The following is a 1726-nucleotide window of genomic DNA, read 5'->3' as shown; positions in this document are numbered from 1 at the left end:
TGATGCCGGCGTCGGCGGCGGTGCTGGTGAGCCGCTCGTCGGGGAACTCCGGGTCGAGCAGGGCGTATCCGGCGCCGCACTTCAGTACCGCGAGGATGGTGACGGCCAGGTCCGCCGACCGGTCCAGAAGGACGCCCGCGAGATCTCCCCGCCCGAGCCCCGTCGTGTCCCGCAGATGGTGGGCCAGCCGGTTGGCGCGGGCGTCGAGTTCCCCGTACGAGAGCCGCTCGTCCCCGAAGACCACGGCGGTGGCCCGTGGACGCAGCCGTACCTGCTCCTCGAAGCGTTCGGTCAGCGACCGGTCGTCCACCGGCACCGAGGTGCCCGACCACTCGCCCAGAATCAGCCGCGACTCCCGCTCGTCCAACAACTCGACCTCGCACAGCGGCAGTTCCGGGGAGCCCAGGACGCTGCCGACGAAGCGGATGAAGCGGTCCTGGTGAGCGGCCACCGAGGCCGTGTCACAGGTCTCCGGCGCCGCGTCGAAGTCGATCCGCAGCCCGTCCTCCGGCCCCAGGTCGTACACCGCCACCGCCAGGCCCTCCACCGGCCCGTTGCCCAGGTTGTGCTGGGTGGTGGGCACACCGAAGAACCGCATACCGGGCGCGAACGCCATGATGTTCACCTGCAGCGAGGTGGGCGGCCGGGCAGCCGCGCCCCGCTCCGGTCCCGGCTCCGTGCCGCGGCACATCTCCTCGAACCGGGTCCGCTGCCGGCGCAGGCCCTGCCGGGCCTCCTGGACCACTGACTTCAGCAGCGCGCTCAGCGTGGTGTCCGCCGGGACGGGCAGCCGCAGCGGGATGATGTTGGACATCATGCCGGGGGTACGGCGGGCCAGTTCGGTGGTCCGCGCGGTCACCGGCAGCGCCAGGGCCAACTCGTCGGCGGAGCTCCCGGAAGCCCGCCGCACATACGCCGCCACCAGCGCGATCACCATCATCGTCCACGGCGCCCGGTGCGCGCGAGCGGTCTCCCGCAGGTGCCGCGCGTACTCCGGGGGAAGCGTCATCGTGCGCCGGACGAACGGCAGGGACCCCGCCGGAACCGGCGCGGAACGGCCGCCGCCGATCCGCGGGGACGGCGGCAGGTCCGCCAGCCGCTCCGTCCAGTACGCCCGGTCCGTGACCGCGTCGTCCGAGGCCCGGTAGGCCGCGTCCTGTGCGAACAGTTCCGTGAGCTGCCCGAAAGGGTTCGGGCTCCACGGCTCCCCGGCCTCGGCGTGCGCGTACAGCTCGACCAGGCGGGCGTCGAGCAGGGCGAGCCCCGCTCCGTCGATCACCAGGTGGTGGAAGCCGTGGAAGTAGAACCACAGCTCCTCACCGGCCTTCACCAGCGCGTGCCGGGTCAGCCAGTCCGAGGCCAGGTCGAAGGGCCGGGCGAGTTCGGCCGCCATCCAGTCCCGCGCCGCGGCGGCCGGGTCCTCCGCGCCGCTCAGGTCCACCTCGGTGAGCTCCTGGTCGCCGGGCTCGGCGTGCAGTTCCTGCCAGGGGCCGTCCTCGTCGGAGCCGATGCCCCGGATCCGCATGGCGTCGGTCTCGACGGCGAGTTGCCGGAACGCCACCCGGACCAGCTTCGGATCGACGGGACCGCGCAGCTCCCGGTACTCGCCGACGTTGTAGCGGCGGCCGGAGGGGTCCAGCGCGTGGGCCAGCCAGATGTCGCGCTGGGCCGCCGACAACGGCAGCCGTACAGACGCCTTGGGGGACATGCGGGGGCTCCTCGGGGA

The 1726-nt window shown here is 73.1% G+C and carries 1 protein-coding gene; it reads right to left on the bottom strand.

Translation table 11 applies throughout. The annotated features are described in order from the left end of the window. Positions 1–1708 (bottom strand): condensation domain-containing protein (locus E2E34_RS34015; RefSeq protein WP_138905674.1); only part of this gene is annotated, 1708 nt, incomplete at its 3' end. Positions 1709–1726 lie beyond the last annotated feature (18 nt).

The sequence above is a fragment of the Streptomyces albidochromogenes genome, assembly GCF_005981925.1.
Taxonomy (GTDB): Bacteria; Actinomycetota; Actinomycetes; order Streptomycetales; family Streptomycetaceae; genus Streptomyces; species Streptomyces albidochromogenes.
The sequence above is the reverse complement of the archived record's forward strand: the minus strand, read 5'-3'. Positions and strand labels throughout refer to the sequence as shown.